We start from the raw sequence: 17,925 nt of genomic DNA, 5'->3' as shown, positions 1-17,925 counted from the left end.
TACGATCCTCTGAGTGAAATTAAGCCGGGACGGCGTGAATTCGGCAGCGTCCGGGCTTATTCGGCGAGGTCCTGCTCCTCGATGGTGATGTTGTGGTTGGTGAACACGCAGATATCACCTGCGATGTGCAGCGCGGTTTCCGTGATTTCACGGGCCGACAGGTCGGTCTTGAGCAAAAGCGCGCGTGCCGCGGCCTGGGCGAAGGCGCCGCCGGAACCCATGGCGATCAGGCCGTCTTCAGGCTCCACGACGTCGCCGTTACCGGTGATGATCAGCGATGCGTCCTTGTTGGCGACCGCAAGCATGGCTTCGAGGCGGCTGAGCGAACGATCCGTACGCCAATCCTTGGCCAGCTCGACGGCGGCGCGCACCAGATGGCCCTGGTGTTTTTCCAGTTGGCCTTCGAAGCGCTCGAACAGGGTGAAAGCGTCGGCGGTAGCGCCAGCGAATCCGGCAATCACTTCGCCGTGGTACAGGCGACGGACTTTCTTGGCGTTGCCCTTCATGACGGTATTGCCCAGGGAAACCTGGCCGTCACCAGCCATGACGACTTTGCCGTGGCGGCGCACTGAAACGATGGTGGTCAAGGGGAGAGTCTCCACGCAGTGGGGCGAAAATGCCCTGATGCAGACTCATATGGGGGTGCGGTCTGGTATTTCAACCGTTGGGGATGAATGGTGCGCCTGGGCAAAACGCGTTGTAGGAGCGCGCTTGCCCGCGACGGCAATCTATCAAGCAACGCAGCCGTTGTGCCTGCGCTGGCCCCGTCGCGGGCAAGCGCGCTCCTACAGCAGGCTGTCGTCTGTCAGCGACTCTGGCGCTGTTGCAACAGCAAGTTACTGAAACCGCCACCGGCCAGTTGCTTTTGCGCCGTGGTCAGTTGTTCGCGGTTGCTGAAGGGCCCTACCAGTACGCGGTACCAGGTTTCGTCCTTGACCGTGCCGGACTCTACTGTCGCCGCCTGCCCGAGCAGGATGATCTGCGCGCGAACCTTCTCTGCGTCAGCCTGCTTGCGGAACGAGCCGGCCTGCAGGAAGAAGGTCGTCACTGCCGCGGGTTTGCTGGCTGTCGCGACCGGAGGTGCCGGAGGTGGCGTCAGGCCGCTCAGGGCTGCCTGAGCGCGGGCGGTGTCGATCTTCGCCGCCTGTTCCGGGCTCACCGGCGCAACCGGCGCTACCGCCGGAGGTGTCTTCTCAGGCACCGCTTCGTTCGGCACGATGACTTCCGACTCCGGCAGGAGCGTATAGAAGTCGTACTTGGGCTTGACCGGCGCCGTCGGGCTGGGCGGCGTCTTGTTGGCTTCGGCGATCTTGGCTGCCTTGGCCTCGGCCTTCTCGCGCTTGATATCAGCGCCACCGGGTTCGAGCTTCATCAGGAAGACGATGAACGCGCCCACGGTGAGGCCAATCGCCAACCACAACCATCCTGGAATCGGCTGCTTCGCGGGTGCCTGATAACGGCTGGCGCCGCGCTTGGGAGCCGGTTTCTTCTTCGCAACTGCCAACTTACATACGCTCCAGAGTTTCCAGACCCAACAGATCCAGGCCTTGCTTGAGGGTGCGACCGGTCAGCGCCGCGAGACGCAGGCGGCTCTGTTGCTGCTCGGGATTTTCCGCACCAAGGATCGGGCAGTTTTCGTAGAAGCTCGAAAACAGGCCCGCAAGGTCATACAGGTAAGCACAAAGCACGTGAGGCGTGCCTTTTTCCGCAACGTTGTTCAGGGTTTCCGCGAACTGCGCCAGACGTGCTGCCAGATCCTGCTCCTGAGATGCCTCCAGCACGATCCGGCCCTGGCTGGCGTCGAACGTGCCGCCGAGCTTGCGGAAAACGCCCGAGACGCGGGTGTACGCATAAAGGAGGTAAGGCGCGGTATTGCCTTCGAAACTCAGCATCTGGTCGAAGTTGAAGCTGTAGTCGCTGGTGCGGTGCTTGGACAGGTCCGCGTATTTCACCGCGCCAATGCCAACGGCCCTGGCGATGCTGCGCAGCTCGGCCTCGGCGACTTCCGGGTTCTTTTCCTTGACCAGTGTATAGGCGCGCTCCTGGGCTTCGTCCAGCAGGTCGACCAGCTTCACGGTGCCGCCATCGCGGGTCTTGAATGGGCGGCCATCGGCGCCGTTCATGGTGCCGAAGCCCATGTGCTCAAGTTGCATGCCGTCGTGCACGAAACCTGCGCGGCGCGCGACTTCGAACACCTGCTGGAAGTGCAGGGCCTGACGCTGGTCCACGAAGTACAGAACGCGGTCGGCCTTGAGCACGCTGCTGCGATAGCGGATCGCCGCGAGGTCCGTGGTCGCGTAGAGGTAACCGCCACCGGCCTTCTGCACGATGACTGGCAACGGCGTGTCTTCTGCGGTGCGGAATTCTTCGAGGAACACGCACTGCGCGCCGTTGCTTTCGACGAGCAGGCCGGCAGCTTTCAGGTCGCTGACGACATTGGCCAGATCATCGTTGTAGGCGCTTTCGCCCTTGACGTCCGCCGGGGTCAATTTGACGTTCAGGCGCTCGTAAGTCTGCTGGCAGTGCGACAGCGAAATCTCGTTGAAGCGCGTCCACAGTGCCAGGCATTCGGCATCGCCAGCCTGCAGTTGCACCACCAGACCGCGAGCGCGCTCGGCGAACTCTTCGGACTCGTCGAAGCGCTGCTTGGCGGCACGGTAAAAGTTTTCCAGGTCCGACAGCTCGTCGCTGGTGGCCGGTTTTTCCTGAAGATAGGCCAGCAGCATGCCGAACTGGGTGCCCCAGTCGCCAACGTGGTTCTGACGGATCACGGTATCGCCGAGGAATTCCAGCACATTGGCAACGCCGTCACCGATGATGGTCGAGCGCAGATGGCCGACGTGCATTTCCTTGGCCAGATTCGGCGCCGATAGGTCGACGACCACGCGCTGGGTCGCGCCAGCCTTGCGTACCGACAGCTGTGGGTCAGCCAGGGCGGCATCCAGACGCGCGGCCAGGGCTTGGGTGTTCTGGAAGAAGTTGAGGAAGCCCGGACCTGCGATCTCGACCTTGCTGACCTGCTCATCGGCGGGCAGGGCAGCGATGAGTTTTTCAGCCAGATCACGCGGTTTCATGCCGGCGGGCTTGGCAAGCATCATGGCGATATTGCTGGCGAAATCGCCGTGGGTCTTGTCCCGGGCGTTTTCCACCTGAATCGCCGGCGTCAGCCCTTCAGGCAAGACGCCCTCGGAAACGAGGCGGGTCAGGGCTTGTTGGATCAGCTGGCGAATGGTGTCTTTCATGATGCTCTCTTCGACCGCAAGCGCAGTGGCGCTTCGATGCCGGGGTGGAAAAACTCTGCATTATCCGTTGCGAAGGCCGCCTTGCCAACTATGTGGGAGCGGACTTGTCCGCGAAGGGGTGTTACATCTACTGCATCTGTGCCGCCTGTAAGTAAGCCTTCGCGGACAAGTCCGCTCCCACAGTGTCATCCGCAGGGCTAATAAAGATCCACCGGATCCACGTCCAGCGACCATCTGACCGCTCGTCCGCTTGGCATTTGTTCGAGAACCAGCAGCCAGTTGCTCAGCAACTTGTGCAGCGGTGCCCGCGCGTTGCCTTGCAGCAGCAACTGCGCGCGGTAGCGTCCGGCGCGTCTTTCCATGGGGGCCGGGACGGGGCCGAGCAATTCGATGCCAGTCAGGCCCTGCTGTGTCAGCAGGCGTTCCGCTTCGGCGCACGCCTGATCGAGAAATTCTTCGGCCTGTCCGGGTTTGTGCGCTTCGGCACGCAGCAGCGCCAGATGCGAAAACGGCGGCAGCCCGGCGGCGCGACGCTCGCTCAGCGCCTGTTCGGCGAAAGCGAAATAGCCCTGCTCCGTGAGCTGGATCAGCAACGGATGGTCGGCGAGGTGCGTCTGGATGATGACCTTGCCCGGCTCCTCGGCCCGTCCGGCGCGGCCGGCGACCTGCACGATCAGTTGCGCCATCCGTTCACTGGCGCGGAAGTCACCGGAGAACAGGCCGCCATCTGCATCCAGGATCGATACCAGCGTCACCCTCGGGAAGTGGTGCCCTTTGGCGAGCATTTGCGTGCCGACCAGAATGCACGGCTGACCGCGCTGAATCGTCTCGAACAGTTTGTTCATCGCGTCCTTGCGCGAGGTGCTGTCCCGATCCACCCGCAGCACGGGGTAGTCCGGGAACAGAATGGCGAGGCGCTCCTCGGCGCGCTCCGTTCCAGCGCCCACCGGACGCAGGTCGACCCGGCTGCACGACGGGCACTGGCGCGGGACTCGCTCGACATATCCACAATGGTGGCAGCGCAGTTCGCCGGAACGCTGATGCACAGTCATGCGTGCGTCGCAGCGCTGGCAGCCCGACATCCAGCCGCAGTCGTGGCACAGCAGCGTTGGCGCGAAGCCTCGGCGGTTGAGAAACACCAGCACTTGCTGGCCTGCTTGAAGCGTCTGGCCGATAGCCTGCTGCATCGGGCCTGATATGCCGCTGTCCAGCGGCCGGCTTTTCACGTCCAGACGCATGAAACGCGGCTGTTGAGCGCCGCCGGCGCGCTGGTTCAGGCGCAGCAGGGCGTAGCGCCCGGTGTATGCGTTGTGCAGGCTTTCCAGCGAAGGTGTCGCCGACCCGAGCACGATGGGAATGTTTTCCTGCCGCGCGCGAACCAGTGCCAGGTCGCGGGCGTGATAGCGCAAGCCTTCCTGCTGTTTATAAGAGCCGTCGTGCTCTTCATCGATAATGATCAGGCCGGGGTTCTTCATCGGCGTAAACAGCGCCGACCGCGTGCCGATGATGATATCGGCCTCGCCGTCACGGGCCGCGAGCCACGCATCCAGGCGCTCACGGTCATTGACCGCGGAATGCACCAGAGCGATACGTGCATTGAAGCGCTGCTCGAAGCGCGCCAGCGTCTGCGGGCCGAGGTTGATTTCCGGGATCAGCACCAGTGCCTGCTTGCCGGCCTCCAGAGTCTCGCGGATCAGTTGCAGGTACACCTCGGTCTTGCCACTACCGGTGACGCCAGCCAGCAGATACGCGTGAAAACTGTCGAACCCGGCGCGAACCGCCTCGCAGGCGGCGCGTTGTTCGGCGTTGAGCGGCAGCTCCGGCTGCGCCAGCCAGCGTTCATGGCGCGGAGCGGGCGCATGGCTGCGCACTTCGACGTAGACCAGTTCCTTGGCCAGCAGCAGATTGAGGCTGTCCTTGTTGAGCATCAGCTTGCTCAGCAACTGGTGCGCGACGCCATGTGGGTGTTGGCCAAGGGTAGTCAGCGCTTCGCGTTGCCTGGGCGCGCGCGCGATGCGCGGATCGTCGGCGCTGGCGCCCGGGGCCACATGCCAGAAACGCTCCTGTCGCGTTTCGGCCGGCTCACCCTGGCGCAGCAGCACTGGCAACGCCCAGCTCAAAGTGTCGCCCAGGCTGTGCTGATAATACTGAGCGGTCCACAGGCACAGTTTGAACAGCGACGCCGGCATCGGCACTTTGCTGTCGAGCAGGGCAATGGCCGGTTTGAGCTTGTCGGCGGGAACGTCGCTGTGATCGACGACTTCCACCAGAATGCCGATCATCTCGCGACGCCCGAACGGCACGCGCAGACGCATGCCCGGCCGCAACGCACTGCGCGCGACGCCGGCGGGAGCGCGGTAGTCGAACAGGCGGCGCAACGGCGAGGGCAAGGCAAGGCGCAGGATGGCGTTGGGCACGCGGTCGTTCTCTATGGCGGTCTGTGGCGATGCGCGATCTTAGCAGACGACCGGTGCAAAGGTTCGCTTGCGTCGTTTCGATTGTCTGGTAGTATCCGCAGCCTATTTCCGTGCGGTATTCAACAATAGTGTTGGGTGGCGGCACGCTAGACTGAGGAAGTACCGATGAAAGCTGATATCCATCCAGTTTACGAAGCCATTGACGCAACCTGCAGCTGCGGCAATGTCATCAAGACCCGTTCCACCCTGGCCGCTCCTCTGAGCCTGGACGTGTGCAACGAGTGCCACCCGTTCTACACCGGCAAGCAGAAGACGCTTGACGTTGGCGGCCGTGTCGACAAGTTCAAATCCCGTTTCGGTGCGTTCGGCGCAACCAAAGCGAAGTAAGACGGATTGCCTGTGGGCAACTCCAGACTGCTTGAAAAGACGCCCCTTGTGGGCGTCTTTTTTATGTCCGCGATTTGGTTCTCCAGCGCCCAGGCGTTCTGTCCGGCGCCGGAAAGCCTGCCCACTGCGCAGGTGCAGCGAGTGGTGGACGGCGACACGTTGCGGCTGACCGACGGACGCAGTGTGCGCATGATCGGGCTCAATACGCCGGAGACCGGCAAGAAGGGCAAAACGGCAGAGCCCTTTGCCGAAGCGGCGCAACGCCGCCTGCAGGCTCTGGTCGACGGCAGCGGTGGTCAGGTTGCCCTGAAAGTCGGCGCTCAGGCCAAGGACCACTACGGCCGCACGCTGGCAAATGTCTACGCCCGCGATGGCGTGAACCTGGAAGCGCAACTGCTGAGCGAAGGCCTGGGCTATCAGGTTGCCGTCGCGCCTAATGTCTCTCTGGTTGCCTGCCAGCGAATTGCCGAACAGACCGCACGTCAGGCGCGACGTGGTCTGTGGCGTAACTCGCCGGTACAATCGGCCGAGCAAATCCGGCAGGGCGGCTTTGCCGTGGTGGCCGGCGAGGTCCGCGACGTGCAGCGCAACCGTGGCGGTCTATGGATCGAGCTTGGCGGTTCGCTGGTGCTGCGTATCGACGCGCGGTTGCTGGCGCAATTCGATGCGGCCATGCTCCAGCGGCTCAAAGGCCGGCAGATCGAAGCGCGAGGCTGGGTGGTCGATCGTTCGCGACGTGGCGGGTTGAAACCCGGGCAGGCACGATGGCTGATGCCGATCACGCATCCGGCGATGCTGAGCCCGCCGGGCGGCTAACCAGGCGATAGTCAGGTTGCGGATCTAAGCGTAAAGTCTAAGCCTCCGCCCCTTGACAGCTGTGACTGGTCAGTCTTGTTAGGACTATGCATCTTGCGTATCCTCGGCGGTCCGTCAGTCCCACAGCAAAAAGCGGAATCGCATACATGTCAGATCTGAAAACTGCCGCGCTCGAATATCACGCCAATCCTCGTCCGGGGAAGCTGAGCGTCGAACTCACCAAGCCGACCGCAACCGCCCGTGACCTGGCGCTGGCCTACAGCCCCGGCGTTGCCGAGCCCGTGCGTGAAATCGCCCGTGACCCCGAACTGGCCTACAAATACACCGGCAAGGGTAATCTGGTAGCAGTTATTTCCGATGGCACCGCGATTCTCGGCCTTGGCGACCTCGGCCCTCTGGCTTCCAAGCCGGTCATGGAAGGCAAAGGCGTGCTGTTCAAGCGTTTCGCCGGTATCGACGTGTTCGATATCGAAGTCGATTCCGAGAGCCCGCAGGCTTTCATCGACACCGTCAAGCGTATCTCCATCACCTTCGGTGGCATCAACCTGGAAGACATCAAGGCGCCTGAGTGCTTTGAAATCGAGAAGGCGTTGATCGAACAGTGCGACATCCCGGTTTTCCACGATGACCAGCACGGTACCGCCATCGTTACCGCGGCCGGCATGATCAATGCGCTGGAAATCGTCGGCAAGAGCCTCGATACCGCCAAGATCGTTTGCCTGGGCGCTGGCGCCGCAGCCATCTCCTGCATGAAATTGCTGGTGAGCATGGGCGCGAAAATCGAGAACATCTACATGATCGACCGCACCGGCGTGATCCATGCCGAGCGTACCGATCTGAACCAGTACAAGGCTGTATTCGCTCATTCGACCGAGAAGCGCACCCTGGCCGACGCACTGGAAGGCGCTGACGTGTTCGTCGGCCTGTCCGGTCCGAACCTGCTGAGCGCTGAAGGTCTGAAGTCCATGGCCAAGGACCCGATCGTGTTCGCCTGCTCGAACCCTGATCCGGAAATCTCGCCAGAGCTGGCGCATGCCACTCGCAGCGACGTGATCATGGCGACCGGTCGTTCCGACTACCCGAACCAGGTCAACAACGTTCTGGGCTTCCCGTTCATCTTCCGTGGTGCCCTCGACGTTCGCGCCAAGCGCATCAACGAAGAGATGAAAATCGCCGCCGCCAACGCTCTGCGCGAACTGGCCAAGCTGCCGGTTCCACAGGAAGTCAGCGACGCCTACGGTGGTATCAAGCTGGAATTCGGCCGTGAGTACATCATTCCGAAACCAATGGACTCCCGCCTGCTGGGCCTGATCGCCGACGCAGTCGCCAAAGCGGCCATCGAGAGCGGCGTTGCTACCCTGCCGTATCCGAAGCACTACCCGTTGACCAGCGTGGAAGACGTGTTCAAAGGCTGAGCCTGAACCCGTAAAACAAAAACGCCCCGACTCGTCGGGGCGTTTTTGTTCGTGTCGGCGCAAATCTGTGGAAGCGAGCTTGCTCGCGAAGAGGCCGGTACAGACACAACAAATGCATGGCCCTGGAATCCGTCATCGCGGACAAGTCCGCTCCTACAGTTCGGCGTAGTTTCGGTGGGAGCGGACTTGTCCGCGAAGAGGCCAGTACACACACAGCAAATGCATGCCCCTGGAATCCGTCGTCGCGGGCAAGCTCGCTCCTACAGTTCGACGCAAATCTGTGGGAGCGAGCTTGCTCGCGAAGAGGCCAGCAGACCTAGAACAGATCGATGGGCGCTGACTCGTCGGCAGGCAGCGGGCTGCCTGGGGCGCTGCCGCCCAGTTCGTTCACGCTTGGCGGTGTGTCTTCGCTCTTGAACAGCTCGAAGAACGCGTTAGGCGTGCTTGGTGTAGCGGCGCGGCCACTGACCGGGTCGACGCGCAGGCTCAGGATGCCGTCCGGCTCGGCCTGCTGATGGGGCGGCTTGTCTTTGAGCGCCGCGCCCATGTAGTCCATCCAGATCGGAAGCGCGACCGTACCGCCAAATTCATGACGCCCCAGGCTTTCAGGCTGGTCGAAACCGGTCCAGACGGTCGTCACGTAATCGGCGTTGTAACCAGAGAACCACGCATCCTTCGATTCGTTGGTGGTCCCGGTCTTGCCAGCGATATCCGGGCGGTTCATGGCCAGCGCCCGGCGTCCGGTCCCGCGTTTGATAACGTCTTGCAGCATGCTGTTGAGAATGAACGTCGTGCGGCTGTCGACGATCCGCTCCGCCACCGCAGGTGCCTGAGGCTGGGCTGGCGCGGTAGCGGAAGCAGGGGTCACGCTCGGGTTGTCATTGACGGCAAAGGTCGAGGTGTCGGGAGCGCTTTTGGTGTCGCCAGCCGGTACGCTCGGCGGGTTGGCCGCGAACAGCATCTGACCATCGCGGTTCTCGATGGTCTGGATCAGATAAGGGCTGACCTTGTAGCCGCCGTTGGCAAATGCGCTCCAGCCGGTGGCGATTTCCATCGGGGTCAAAGTTGCGGTGCCCAGCGCCAGCGACAGGTTGCGTGGCAGGTCCTGCCGGGCAAAGCCGAACCGGGTGATGTAATCGATGGTGCTGTCGACGCCCAGCGCCTGCAACAAGCGGATCGATACCAGGTTGCGAGACTTGTACAGCGCTTCGCGCAGGCGAATCGGGCCGAGGAAGGTATTGGTGTCGTTCTTCGGACGCCATACCTTGTCCAGATACTCGTCGACAAACACGATTGGCGCGTCGTTCACCAGACTCGATGCGGTATAGCCGTTATCCAGCGCCGCGCTGTAAACGAATGGCTTGAAGCTGGAACCCGGCTGCCGCTTGGCCTGCATGGCCCGGTTGTAATTGCTCTGCTCGAAAGCGAAGCCGCCAACCAGTGCGCGAATGGCACCGTTCTGCGGATCAAGGGAAACCAGAGCGCTTTGCGCGGCGGGAATCTGACTGAACTTGAGCGTGCCGTCATCTTGACGCAGTACACGGACCAGATCACCGACCTTCGCCACGTCGGCAGGCTGGCGCGGGTTGGCGCCCATGCTGTTGGTGTTCAGGTACGGACGTGCCCACTTCATGCTCGCCCAATCTACGGTTTCTTCCTGCTCGCCGTTGCGCGTCAGAACACGCAGCCCGGTCTTGTCGACCTGGGTGACAATCGCCGGCTCCAGGCCGTTGATGGTCCGTTGCTTGGCCAGTTCCTGAGTCCAGCCAGCGCGGGTCATGCCGGGGAAGCGGCTTTCGGGTCCACGGTAACCGTGACGCTGGTCATACTCGATCAGGCCGCGGCGCACGGCCAGCTTGGCGTGTTCCTGCAAGTCGCTCGGGACGGTAGTGGTGACGCGGAAGCCTTCGGTATACGCCTCGCTACCATAACGGCCGACCATTTCGGCGCGGGCCATCTCGGCGATGTAAGGCGCGTCGACTTCCGGCGTAGGCACGTGATAACTGGCGTTGAGGGGTTCGCTCAGCGCAGCCTGGTAAGCGGTTTGGTCGATCTTTCCAAGCCGGTACATGCGGCCCAGAATCCAGTCGCGACGCTCTTTGGCCCTGGCGGGATTGGCCAGCGGGTTGAAGCGTGACGGCGCTTTCGGCAGGCCGGCAATCATTGCCATCTGTGCGAGGCTGACGTCACGAATCGATTTGCCATAGTAGACTTGCGCTGCCGCTTCAATGCCGTACGCCCGGTTACCCAGGTAGATCTTGTTGACGTACAGCTCAAGGATTTCGTCCTTGGTCAGTTGGCGCTCAATTTGCAAGGCAAGAAGGATTTCGGTGGTTTTACGTGAAAAACTTCTCTCGCTCGTCAGAAAAAAGTTTTTTGCCACCTGCATGGTGATAGTACTGCCGCCCGATTGAATATGACCGCTCTTGACCAGCTGGCTGGCGGCTCGCATCAGGCTGCCGGGATCGACGCCATAGTGGTTGGCGAAATTGTCGTCCTCGGCGGACAGCAGTGCGTTGATGAAATTGGGTGGAATCTCGGCGAAGCGAATCGGCGTGCGGCGCATCTCACCGAACTCGGCGATCAGCTTCCCGTCACTGCTGTAGACGCGCAGCGGAATTTGCAGTTGGATGCTGCGCAGGGCTTCGACGGATGGCAGGTTCGGGCTCAGGTAAAGAAAAGCGCCGCTCAGGCCGAGCAGCAGTGCACAGAACACCGCTACGAGGGACCACCATAGAAATTTCAGCACGCGTATCAAGGCTTTTGGATTTCCAGAAAAAATAATGGGTTGAGCGCAGGCATTTACAAATGAACACGCCTTGAAGCTTGGATAAACGAAAAAAACGCCGGGCATTATAAGCATTTTTCGTCCCGAGGCGTGATTTGCGCTACTGTCAAGGCTGTCGACACAGACGCAGTACCGAAATAACTCCGTAAGTGACGGAAACTCATAGGAATCAAGTAGTGTTCGAACTCTTCAGTAAGAAGGCCAACACCCTTCTAGGGATCGATATCAGTTCCACCTCGGTCAAGCTTCTTGAATTGAGTCGTTCCGGCACACGCTATAAGGTCGAGTCGTACGCGGTCGAGCCGTTGCCGGTCAACGCCGTCGTCGAAAAGAACATCGCGGAGCTCGAAGGCGTCGGTCAGGCCTTGTCGCGCGTGCTGATCAAGGCCAAGACCAACACCCGCAGCGTGGCGGTGGCAGTGGCGGGTTCCGCGGTCATCACCAAGACCATCGAGATGGACGCCGGTCTGTCCGACGATGACATGGAAAACCAGCTCAAGCTGGAAGCCGATCAGTACATCCCTTATCCGCTTGAAGAAGTCGCCATCGATTTCGAAGTGCAGGGCTATTCGGTGCGCAACCCCGAGCGCGTCGAAGTCCTGCTGGCCGCCTGCCGCAAGGAAAACGTCGAAGTGCGCGAAGCCGCGCTTGCCCTTGCCGGTCTGACCGCGCGGGTCGTCGACGTCGAAGCCTACGCACTGGAGCGCTCGTTCGGGCTGCTCTCGGCGCAGTTGGGCAACGGCCATGAAGGGCTGACCGTGGCGGTCGTCGACATAGGCGCAACCATGACCACCCTGAGCGTCCTGCACCATGGTCGCATCATCTATACCCGCGAACAGCTGTTCGGCGGCCGGCAACTGACTGAAGAGATTCAGCGCCGCTATGGCCTCTCGATGGAGGAGGCCGGGCTGGCAAAGAAGCAGGGCGGCCTGCCGGACGACTACATCAGCGAGGTGCTCGACCCGTTCAAGGACGCCCTCGTGCAGCAGGTGTCGCGATCGTTGCAGTTCTTTTTCGCAGCTGGGCAGTACAACTCGGTGGACTACATCATGCTGGCCGGTGGGTCAGCGTCCATCGCGGGGCTCGAACACCTGATCCAGCGCCGTCTGGGCACGCCAACGCTGGTCGCCAATCCGTTCGCTGACATGGCCTTGAGCTCCAAGGTCAACGCCGGCGCGCTGGCCAGCGACGCACCGGCGTTGATGATTGCCTGCGGCCTGGCCCTGAGGAGCTTCGACTGATGGCGCGCATCAACTTACTTCCCTGGCGTGAGGAGCTGCGCGAAGAGCGCAAGAAGCGTTTTCTTACGGCTCTGGTCTGCGTGCTGCTGCTCTCGGCCGGTACGCTGTTTCTGGTCGACCGCTTCATCAGCAACGCAATCACGCATCAGAACGAACGCAACGCCTTCCTGCAGAAGGAAATCGCCCAGCTGGACATCCGCATCAAGGAAATCAGCGACCTGCGCGCCCGGCGCAAACAGCTGCTGGAGCGTATGAAGATCATTCAAGATCTGCAGGGCAACCGACCGATCATTGGCCGCGTCTTCGACCAGCTGGCGCGTACCCTGCCTGATGGCGTGTACTTTTCGGACGTGAAGATGACCGACAAGGTGATCGCCATCAGTGGGGTTTCCGAGTCCAACAACAGGGTCTCGGACCTGATGCGCAACCTCGATGCTTCCGACTGGCTGGAGGCGCCGAGCCTTACCGAAGTCAAGGCCACCACCGCGGGTGCCGTGGATCAGGCCAACGTCTTCCAGCTGACGGTGCGTCAGACCCAGCCGGTCGTGGCGGAAGGAGCCAAGCCATGAATATGTCCGAATGGCTCGAAGGGCTTCGCAAGGTTGATCTGAGCGAGCTTGATATCAACAACGTAGGGTCCTGGCCCGCCGCCGTGAAAGTCATTTCCGGCGTGCTGGTGATGGTGCTGGTCTTTGCGCTGGGGTACTTCTTTTTCATCCAGGACCTGGAAACGCAGCTCGACACTGCCCATGCGAACGAGGCCATGCTCAAGGAGCAGTTCTCCAGCAAGGCGTTTCAGGCCGCGAATCTTGAACCCTACAAAAAGCAGATGCAGGAGATGGAAGACACCTTCGGTGCGCTGTTGCGGCAGTTGCCCAGCGACACCGAGGTGCCCGGCCTGCTTGAAGACATCACCCGCACCGGCCTGGGAAGCGGACTGGAGTTCGAAGAGATCAAGCTGCTGCCGGAAGAGGCTCAGCAGTTCTACATCGAATTGCCGATCCAGATCACGGTAGTGGGCAGCTATCACGACCTGGCGACTTTCGCCAGCGGCGTGGCCAGCCTGCCGCGTATCGTGACCCTGCACGATTTCGAGATCAAACCGATCGATCCCAAGGTCTCCACCAGGCTGCGCATGAGCATTCTGGCCAAGACCTACCGCTACAACGATGAAGGGCTGAAGAAATGAGGTTGGCGCGATTGTTGTGCGTCAGTGTGATGCTGTCGGGACTGGCTGGCTGCGACGCAGACAAGGATTTCGGGGACCTGAGCGCGTTCATGGACGAGGTGCGCGCGCGGCCTGTCGGCACCATCGAGGCACTGCCCAAGTTCTGGTCTTACGAGGCTTTTACCTACAACGCCGCTTCGCTGCGCAGCCCGTTCCAGCCTCCGGTCAAGATCGACTTGCAGAACCGGCAGAAGGGTTCGCGGCTGGTGGCGCCGGATGAGAACCGGCCCAGGCAGTTTCTCGAAGGCTTCAATATCGAGATCTTCGAGATGGTCGGAACCATCGGCAACGGCTCGGGCACCTTCGCGCTGCTGCGCGGAGCAGGAGGCGTTCATCGCGTGAAGGTGGGTGATTACCTTGGGCGCAACAACGGTCGTATCGTGTCGGTCAGTGATGGGCAGGTCGATGTCATTGAAATAGTTCCTGATGGAGAGGGGGCCTGGCTTGAAAGGCCACGCAGTATTTCCCTTAAAGAACGCTCATGAAGTGGGCAAGGCCAAGCATGCTTAACACCGCAAAACGGAAACCGACCATGACCAGGATTCTTTCGATCATCGGCGCTTCGCTCTGGATGGCGATGATATCGCCGGCTCTCCAGGCTGCCGCGCTCAAGACACTGGATGTGGCGGCGTTACCGGGCGACCGGATCGAACTCAAGCTGTCCTTCGACGCGCCGGTCCCGGCACCGCGGGGTTACACCACTCAGGAGCCGGCGCGGATCGCGCTGGACCTGCCGGGCGTTACCAGCCAGTTGGCCACCAGAAGCCGCGAGCTGGGCTCGGGCAATGCGCGCAGCGTGGTGGTCGTTCAGGCTCAGGACCGGACGCGGATCATCATCAACCTGACCACCTTGTCGGCCTACAGCACGCGGGTCGAGGGCAACAATCTGTTCGTGGTGATCGGCCAGGGCGCGGCGGCGGCCCAGGCTTCCCAGCCATCGACGGCGATGGGCGCGCCGCGAGTCGCCACTCCGACACCCGCGCCAGCTGCCTCTAGGCCTTATGTGCCGGCAGGCGCCAAGGCGATCCGCAATGTGGATTTCCAGCGCGGCGAGCTTGGCGAAGGCAACGTGGTCATCGAGCTGAGCAACGCCAGCATCGCGCCGGACATTCAGGAGCAAGGCGGCAAGATCCGCGTGGACTTCGCCAAGACGCTTCTGCCGGACCCGTTGCGGGTACGTCTGGACGTCAAGGATTTCGCCACACCGGTGCAGTTCGTCAACGCTACCACTGCCGGCGACAAAGCGAGCATCACCATCGAGCCGTCGGGTGCGTACGACTATTCGGCGTTTCAGACTGAAAACAAGCTGACCATCAGCGTGCGCCCGCTCACCAACGAGGACGTGGACCGTCGCGCGGCGGACAAGCCGGTCTATACCGGGGAAAAACTGTCGCTCAACTTCCAGGACATCGATGTGCGTTCGGTGCTGCAGTTGATCGCCGATTTCACCAACCTGAACCTGGTAGCCAGTGACACGGTTCAAGGCGGTATCACGCTGCGTCTGCAGAACGTGCCTTGGGATCAGGCGCTGGATCTGGTGCTCAAGACCAAAGGCCTCGACAAGCGCAAGGTCGGTAACGTTCTGCTGGTCGCGCCGGCCGACGAAATCGCTGCCCGCGAGCGTCAGGAACTGGAGTCGCTCAAGCAGATCGCCGAACTGGCGCCGCTGCGCCGTGAGCTGTTGCAGGTCAACTATGCCAAGGCGGCCGACATCGCCAAGCTGTTCCAGTCGGTCACCAGCGCGGAGAGCCAGACCGATGAGCGTGGCTCGATCACAGTCGACGAGCGCACCAACAACATCATTGCTTATCAGACGCAGGACCGCCTCGACGAACTGCGCCGTATCGTCTCGCAGCTGGATATTCCGGTGCGCCAGGTGATGATCGAGGCGCGGATCGTCGAAGCCAACGTCGATTACGACAAGCAGTTGGGTGTGCGCTGGGGCGGGTCGACCAACCTCAAGGGTGGCAGCAACTGGAATACCTACGGCCTGGACAACAATGGCGACGAAGGCGGCAACACTGGTAGTGATATCGGCGCCAACGTGCCCTTCGTCGATCTGGGTGCTCCCGACGCAACCTCCGGGATTGGTCTGGGTTTCGTGACCAACAACACGTTGCTGGACCTGGAGCTGAGCGCGATGGAGAAAACCGGTAACGGCGAAATCGTCTCGCAACCCAAGGTGGTTACTTCCGACAAGGAAACCGCCAAGATCCTGAAAGGCACCGAGATTCCTTACCAGGAATCCAGCTCCAGCGGCGCGACGACCGTGAGTTTCAAGGAGGCGTCGCTGTCGCTGGAAGTGACCCCGCAGATCACCCCGGACAACCGCATCATCATGGAGGTCAAGGTCACCAAGGACGAGCCGGACTACCTGAACGCGGTGCTGGGTGTGCCTCCGATCCGCAAGAACGAGGTCAACGCCAAGGTGCTGATTTCCGACGGCGAGACTATCGTGATCGGGGGCGTGTTCTCCAATACGCAAAGTAAAGTTGTCGAGAAAGTGCCATTTCTCGGCGATGTGCCGTATGTTGGCCGCCTTTTCCGGCGTGACGTGGTGTCAGAAGCCAAATCCGAGCTGCTGGTATTTCTGACTCCGCGTATCATGAACAACCAGGCGATTGCGGTGAGTCGTTGATTCTGTGCGAAATTTAATACTCGTAGGGCCGATGGGTGCTGGCAAGAGCACCATCGGCCGTTTGCTTGCCAAAGAGCTGCGGCTGCCATTCAAGGATTCCGACAAGGAAATCGAATTGCGGACCGGCGCCAATATTCCCTGGATTTTCGACAAGGAAGGCGAACTGGGCTTCCGTGATCGCGAACAGGCGATGCTCGCAGAGCTGTGCGAAGCCGACGGCGTGGTACTGGCGACCGGAGGCGGCGCAGTCATGCGCAGCGAAAACCGCCAGGCTCTTCACGCTGGCGGACGTGTGGTCTATCTGCACGCCTCTGTCGAACAGCAGGTCGGACGCACCGCGCGGGATCGCAATCGGCCACTGCTGCGTACGGCCGATCCGGCCAAGGTACTGAGCGAACTGCTGGCGATTCGGGACCCGCTGTATCGCGAGATCGCCGATCTGGTGGTTGAAACCGATGAACGGCCACCGCGTATGGTCGTTATGGACATCCTCGCACGACTGGCAGAGCTTCCTCCCCGTTAAAGCGCAGACGAAAATGCGCTATCCTCGGCGACCAATAAAACCGGGGCGGTTGGTGGCGTGTGCCACCCACCGTCCGGGCGCACGAACGCTGCGCCAACGCCCATTCGTAATCAATGCGGGGAAACATGCAGACTCTGAAGGTCGACCTTGGTGAGCGTAGCTATCCGATCCATATTGGCGAAGGCCTGCTGGATCGTCCCGAACTCCTGACCCCGCATATCGTTGGGCGGCAGGTGGCGATCGTTTCCAACACGACAGTGGCGCCTTTGTATCTTGAGCGCCTGACCCGAACGCTGGCTGGCTACAACGTGTTGCCAATCGTGTTGCCGGATGGCGAAGCCTTCAAGAACTGGGAAACCCTGCAGACCATTTTCGACGGCCTGCTGACCGCCCGCCATGATCGCCGCACCACGGTGATCGCCTTGGGCGGCGGCGTGATCGGCGACATGGCCGGGTTCGCTGCGGCGTGTTATCAGCGCGGCGTGAATTTCATTCAGATTCCCACCACGCTACTGTCGCAGGTGGACTCTTCGGTCGGTGGCAAGACCAGCGTCAATCATCCGCTGGGCAAGAACATGATAGGTGCGTTCTATCAGCCTGCGGTTGTGCTGATCGATACCACCACGCTCAATTCGCTGCCCGAACGTGAGCTGTCCGCCGGGCTGGCGGAAGTCATCAAGTACGGCCTGATCTGCGACGAGCCGTTCCTGGGCTGGCTGGAAGAGCATGTCGACCAGCTGCGCGGTCTGGACCAGGCAGCGCTGACTGTTGCCATTCAGCGTTCCTGCGCTGCGAAAGCGCTGGTGGTTGGTGCCGATGAGCGTGAGTCCGGAGTCCGGGCCACGTTGAATCTGGGGCATACGTTCGGGCACGCCATCGAGACGCATATGGGATATGGTGTCTGGCTGCACGGCGAAGCGGTTGCCGCGGGCACCGTCATGGCGCTGGAAATGTCCTCGCGTCTGGGCTGGATTACCCCGCAGGAGCGTGATCGCGGCATTCGTCTGTTACAGCGCGCCGGGCTGCCGGTGGTGCCACCTCAGGAAATGACGGAAGAGCACTTCCTCGAACACATGGCGGTAGACAAGAAAGTCATCGACGGACGTCTGCGTCTGGTGCTCCTGCGCCAGATGGGCGAAGCAGTTGTCACGGACGATTATCCAAAAGAAGTACTACAGGCCACTCTGGTTGCGGATTACCGCGCCCTGGTGGATCAGCTTAGAGGTTAAC

15 protein-coding genes are annotated in these 17,925 nt (G+C 61.4%); 10 read left to right on the top strand and 5 right to left on the bottom strand.

Annotated elements, in window-relative coordinates; translation table 11 throughout:
• Window positions 1–56: 56 nt before the first annotated feature.
• The 4 genes from hslV to J3P77_RS20675 all read right to left on the bottom strand — a co-directional run bounded on the left by hslV (window position 57) and on the right by J3P77_RS20675 (window position 5,659).
• Window positions 57–587 carry an ATP-dependent protease subunit HslV gene (hslV, locus tag J3P77_RS20690; RefSeq protein WP_025262300.1) on the bottom strand — a complete coding sequence of 177 codons (531 nt, stop codon included), beginning with the start codon at window positions 585–587 and terminating at the stop codon, window positions 57–59.
• Between the two features lie 218 nt (window positions 588–805).
• Window positions 806–1,504 (bottom strand): SPOR domain-containing protein, encoded by a 699-nt coding sequence (locus J3P77_RS20685; RefSeq protein ID WP_434678429.1) that lies wholly within the window; start codon window positions 1,502–1,504, stop codon window positions 806–808.
• A 1-nt stretch (window position 1,505) separates the two neighbouring features.
• The gene (argS, locus tag J3P77_RS20680) at window positions 1,506–3,242 is read right to left on the bottom strand and encodes an arginine--tRNA ligase (RefSeq protein ID WP_434678428.1); all 1,737 of its coding nucleotides are present in this window, start codon (window positions 3,240–3,242) and stop codon (window positions 1,506–1,508) included.
• 197 nt (window positions 3,243–3,439) lie between these two features.
• Entirely contained in the window at window positions 3,440–5,659 is a 2,220-nt protein-coding gene (locus J3P77_RS20675; protein WP_434678427.1) for a primosomal protein N', read from the bottom strand.
• 165 nt (window positions 5,660–5,824) lie between these two features.
• Between J3P77_RS20675 and rpmE the strand changes: the two genes are divergently transcribed.
• From rpmE to J3P77_RS20660, 3 genes are all read left to right on the top strand, one after another.
• Entirely contained in the window at window positions 5,825–6,046 is a 222-nt protein-coding gene (rpmE, locus tag J3P77_RS20670; protein ID WP_002551648.1) for a 50S ribosomal protein L31, read from the top strand.
• A 12-nt stretch (window positions 6,047–6,058) separates the two neighbouring features.
• Window positions 6,059–6,862, top strand: coding sequence for a thermonuclease family protein (locus J3P77_RS20665; RefSeq protein ID WP_434678426.1), 804 nt, complete (start codon window positions 6,059–6,061; stop codon window positions 6,860–6,862).
• 146 nt (window positions 6,863–7,008) lie between these two features.
• Window positions 7,009–8,277, top strand: a complete 1,269-nt coding sequence (locus tag J3P77_RS20660) for a malic enzyme-like NAD(P)-binding protein (protein ID WP_434678425.1) — start codon at window positions 7,009–7,011, stop codon at window positions 8,275–8,277.
• 316 nt (window positions 8,278–8,593) lie between these two features.
• On the opposite strand, the gene J3P77_RS20655 is transcribed toward J3P77_RS20660, so the two are convergent.
• Window positions 8,594–11,032: a penicillin-binding protein 1A gene (locus J3P77_RS20655; protein ID WP_434682086.1), complete on the bottom strand. Its 2,439-nt coding sequence runs from the start codon at window positions 11,030–11,032 to the stop codon at window positions 8,594–8,596.
• 209 nt (window positions 11,033–11,241) lie between these two features.
• Here J3P77_RS20655 and J3P77_RS20650 point away from each other — a divergent pair, with 209 nt between their 5' ends.
• The 7 genes from J3P77_RS20650 to aroB all read left to right on the top strand — a co-directional run bounded on the left by J3P77_RS20650 (window position 11,242) and on the right by aroB (window position 17,924).
• Window positions 11,242–12,306: a pilus assembly protein PilM gene (locus J3P77_RS20650; RefSeq protein WP_434678424.1), complete on the top strand. Its 1,065-nt coding sequence runs from the start codon at window positions 11,242–11,244 to the stop codon at window positions 12,304–12,306.
• Entirely contained in the window at window positions 12,306–12,875 is a 570-nt protein-coding gene (locus tag J3P77_RS20645; protein ID WP_434678423.1) for a PilN domain-containing protein, read from the top strand. The genes J3P77_RS20650 and J3P77_RS20645 overlap by 1 nt, the downstream gene beginning before the upstream one ends.
• Window positions 12,872–13,495, top strand: coding sequence for a type 4a pilus biogenesis protein PilO (gene pilO, locus J3P77_RS20640; protein ID WP_434678422.1), 624 nt, complete (start codon window positions 12,872–12,874; stop codon window positions 13,493–13,495). Before J3P77_RS20645 ends, pilO begins: the two co-directional genes overlap by 4 nt.
• A complete protein-coding gene (gene pilP / locus J3P77_RS20635) occupies window positions 13,492–14,019 on the top strand; it encodes a type 4a pilus biogenesis lipoprotein PilP (protein ID WP_434678421.1) in 528 nt (175 codons plus the stop codon). Before pilO ends, pilP begins: the two co-directional genes overlap by 4 nt.
• Before the next feature lie 47 nt (window positions 14,020–14,066).
• The gene (gene pilQ, locus J3P77_RS20630; RefSeq protein WP_434678420.1) at window positions 14,067–16,172 is read left to right on the top strand and encodes a type IV pilus secretin PilQ; all 2,106 of its coding nucleotides are present in this window, start codon (window positions 14,067–14,069) and stop codon (window positions 16,170–16,172) included.
• A 4-nt stretch (window positions 16,173–16,176) separates the two neighbouring features.
• Window positions 16,177–16,695, top strand: coding sequence for a shikimate kinase AroK (aroK, locus tag J3P77_RS20625; RefSeq protein ID WP_434678419.1), 519 nt, complete (start codon window positions 16,177–16,179; stop codon window positions 16,693–16,695).
• 125 nt (window positions 16,696–16,820) lie between these two features.
• Window positions 16,821–17,924, top strand: a complete 1,104-nt coding sequence (gene aroB / locus J3P77_RS20620) for a 3-dehydroquinate synthase (RefSeq protein WP_434678418.1) — start codon at window positions 16,821–16,823, stop codon at window positions 17,922–17,924.
• Window position 17,925: the final 1 nt, after the last annotated feature.

The organism is Pseudomonas sp. R1-18, from assembly GCF_051132095.1.
In the GTDB taxonomy this organism is placed as follows: domain Bacteria; phylum Pseudomonadota; class Gammaproteobacteria; order Pseudomonadales; family Pseudomonadaceae; genus Aquipseudomonas.
Note: the sequence above shows the minus strand (reverse complement) of the source record. Positions and strands in the feature narration are given on the sequence as shown.